Source organism: Vibrio sp. 1288, assembly GCF_033344475.1.
Map to the genome: position 1 here is coordinate 1 of NZ_JAWPOX010000077.1, position 2,435 is coordinate 2,435.

Sequence of the window (2,435 nt, forward strand, 5' to 3'; positions counted from 1 at the left end):
GTGGCATGAATCTTCGTAACCGTACAAACCTTTACCACGCCAAGGCGACATACGAAGACCAAGAACGTGCAAGCAGAAAACCTCCAAACGCTCCATCATTGAAACGTTCCACTGTTGCTTGTATCTCTCAATTAGCTTTTCTTTCTGTTCTGGTGTTTTAGCCATGCGGTAATTCGGCTTAGGAATTGGAGACCAGAAAAGAGCCGAAAGGTCGGACTTGTGAGCATGACGCAAAGATGAGTAAGGGATTGTCCAAGACAAGTAATCAACAAACACAAATGGACTTGCATCAGTGTCGATTTGCAATTCTTCTGGAGTGAATACTTGTTTTTTCATGTTCCCTGAAAACCTGTCAAGAGTAAATTTATTGCATATCTTGGGTAAATATTTTTACCTTGTCAAGATACTGTATGAAAAAACACTCCTTATAATGAGAAAAAACATGGACTCAAAAAGGGGTTTGTCATGCTAAACGAGAACATTAAGAGACTCCGAGAGGAAAAAGGAGTCACCCAGCTTGATATGGCAAAATCCGTCGGAACATCAGCAAAGACGGTAATGAACTGGGAATCGGGGAAGACAGAACCAAAAGCATCTGAGCTAGTTCTTATAGCAAAGAGACTAGGTGTATCTGTAAATGAAATCTTAGGAAGAGAACAAAACCCACACGAGAGACTGATAGAAAAAATTAGTTCAGCAATTGGGGATTTTAATGAATCAGAGATCGAGTCATTGTCGATTATGGTAGAAGGTTTGTATTTGAGGAACCAAAGTAACAAAGCAAGAAATAATTTCTCCTCTGATAAGACTCGCTAGCGCTCAAACACTGGCGCGCTACGCTTGCGAATACACGGAGAACACTGATGATTCAGTGGAATTTACCCCCGTAATACTAGACGGGGGTTTGGCTCCGCTTTTAGGTCCCTCCCGCTAAGCGGGCCCCTCCCAAAATGCTCGCTAACCGACGAAGTTATAACGATGAAGAAGATCATATTATCAATGGCCTTAATGAGCTCAAGTTCATTGGCAAGCCAGACAATGGGCGAAATCATTGGTCGAGAAGAAGACCCAAACCGACCAATTGAAGAAGTCTATGGCAAGGAACGCATAGACAAAATCAGAAACGGCGATGATTTCTGCATGTATGAATACAAAACCGATAAAAGCGGAAAAATAAAAAGTATCAAACTGGAAGGAAGACCAGAAGACTGCAAAAGCCTCCTGAACTACTTCATGATTAAAAACAAAGACAAACTAAAATGACATACTCAGCGTTTGGTATGTCATTTCTTCCTTAATGCGCATTATACGCTTTTTATGTTACGGGCTATCTCTTCAAAGCGATTCTCTCTCATGGCATGTACGCAGCGAGCTACGACAATGAGCAATTCTCTCGCCCACCCTTTGCGCGGTCTAGGCCTACGGCAAACCACTCAACATAAACACGAATATAATGCGCACTAAGGCTCACGAGTTGCAATACGAACGCTAACAACTAATAGCAAAATAAAAACTGCATCAAGTAATAAATAAGGAAGAAGTTTATGAGCCTCTGGAGAACTAGCCCAAGCCTGAAAAGATTCAATCATTCCATAATCTCCATAATGCGCACTAAGGGTAAGGTTTGAAATAGTCGAGAACCCAATCCCAGAACAAATACCAGATAAAGCTCACGACGAACCAAAACGGTAAATGCCACAATGAAAACTCATAGGCATCCATCCAAGCAAAAACTGAATCAATAATCTCCATGGAACCCCCTAAGGCAGCTGTTTTTTACTGAAACCATGAACCACAACAACCAAGCCTAAAACATAAATCCCCAAGAGCGCTAAGGACTCATAAGGATATTCCAATATCAAATCAATCATTGCGACAACCTCCTACAAGCAACAATACCAGAAAGAAAACACCCAAGAAGATAAACCCCTCATAAACATCATAAATCCATTCCATAACTAACTCATGTGTGAACCTGCCAAAGATTAATTTCATACATGTTCCGCTTCCTCGAAGCGATTTTCGCAAGCTCAATATCACTTCTTGCGGCGAGCGGTCTAACTAGAGGCTGCCCATCTGAATAGCATTATTGTTCCCCAAATACAGAAGCCCCAGAACAACGTCCAAAGAATGTTTACCAGCATGGCTATATCTGAACAGGAATATTTTGCTGGAGAATATCGGTTGGCTTTTCACGTTGGCCGCAAGTGAAGATCCTTTCTGAATCCTCCCAAGTTACCCGATAGACGCAATCTGAAAGAACCTCAAACTGATAGCCAATTTTGACTAAGTCGAGATGATTAAAGCTAAAGAGCTTATCCGTACCATCATAAACATCGACATATATCTTGTAGAAAGTCAGGTCGCGATTTAACTCACCCATTGATTTCAAACTGGTAGTAAGCGCGATTTGCTTAGCGTAACCAGTGATAAAA

General features: G+C 41.4%; 4 protein-coding genes and 2 pseudogenes. 2 read left to right on the top strand and 4 right to left on the bottom strand.

The features are described from left to right. Nucleotides 1-336, bottom strand: a pseudogene (locus tag R8O11_RS24640) (replication initiation factor family protein); the annotation flags it as partial. 129 nt (nucleotides 337-465) lie between these two features. Between R8O11_RS24640 and R8O11_RS24645 the strand changes: the two are divergent. Together R8O11_RS24645 and R8O11_RS24650 are read left to right on the top strand one after the other, a co-directional pair. Beyond that, nucleotides 466-816 (top strand): helix-turn-helix transcriptional regulator, encoded by a 351-nt coding sequence (locus R8O11_RS24645; RefSeq protein WP_025791117.1) that lies wholly within the window; start codon nucleotides 466-468, stop codon nucleotides 814-816. 162 nt (nucleotides 817-978) lie between these two features. Next, nucleotides 979-1,263: a hypothetical protein gene (locus R8O11_RS24650; protein ID WP_224067156.1), complete on the top strand. Its 285-nt coding sequence runs from the start codon at nucleotides 979-981 to the stop codon at nucleotides 1,261-1,263. 197 nt (nucleotides 1,264-1,460) lie between these two features. Here the strand turns inward: R8O11_RS24650 and R8O11_RS24655 are convergent, their stop codons facing one another. From R8O11_RS24655 to R8O11_RS24665, 3 genes and pseudogenes are all read right to left on the bottom strand, one after another. Beyond that, a complete protein-coding gene (locus R8O11_RS24655; RefSeq protein WP_263856212.1) occupies nucleotides 1,461-1,589 on the bottom strand; it encodes a hypothetical protein in 129 nt (42 codons plus the stop codon). 22 nt (nucleotides 1,590-1,611) lie between these two features. Next, nucleotides 1,612-1,752 carry a hypothetical protein gene (locus R8O11_RS24660; protein WP_169630682.1) on the bottom strand — a complete coding sequence of 47 codons (141 nt, stop codon included), beginning with the start codon at nucleotides 1,750-1,752 and terminating at the stop codon, nucleotides 1,612-1,614. A 394-nt stretch (nucleotides 1,753-2,146) separates the two neighbouring features. Beyond that, nucleotides 2,147-2,435, bottom strand: a pseudogene (locus R8O11_RS24665) (assembly protein); the annotation flags it as partial.

Coding starts and splice junctions, on each gene's coding strand:
- R8O11_RS24650 (WP_224067156.1), top strand. CDS start 979: ATGAAGAAGATCATATTATCAATGGCCTTAATGAGCTCAAGTTCATTG.
- R8O11_RS24655 (WP_263856212.1), bottom strand. CDS start 1,589: ATGATTGAATCTTTTCAGGCTTGGGCTAGTTCTCCAGAGGCTCATAAA.
- R8O11_RS24645 (WP_025791117.1), top strand. CDS start 466: ATGCTAAACGAGAACATTAAGAGACTCCGAGAGGAAAAAGGAGTCACC.
- R8O11_RS24660 (WP_169630682.1), bottom strand. CDS start 1,752: ATGGAGATTATTGATTCAGTTTTTGCTTGGATGGATGCCTATGAGTTT.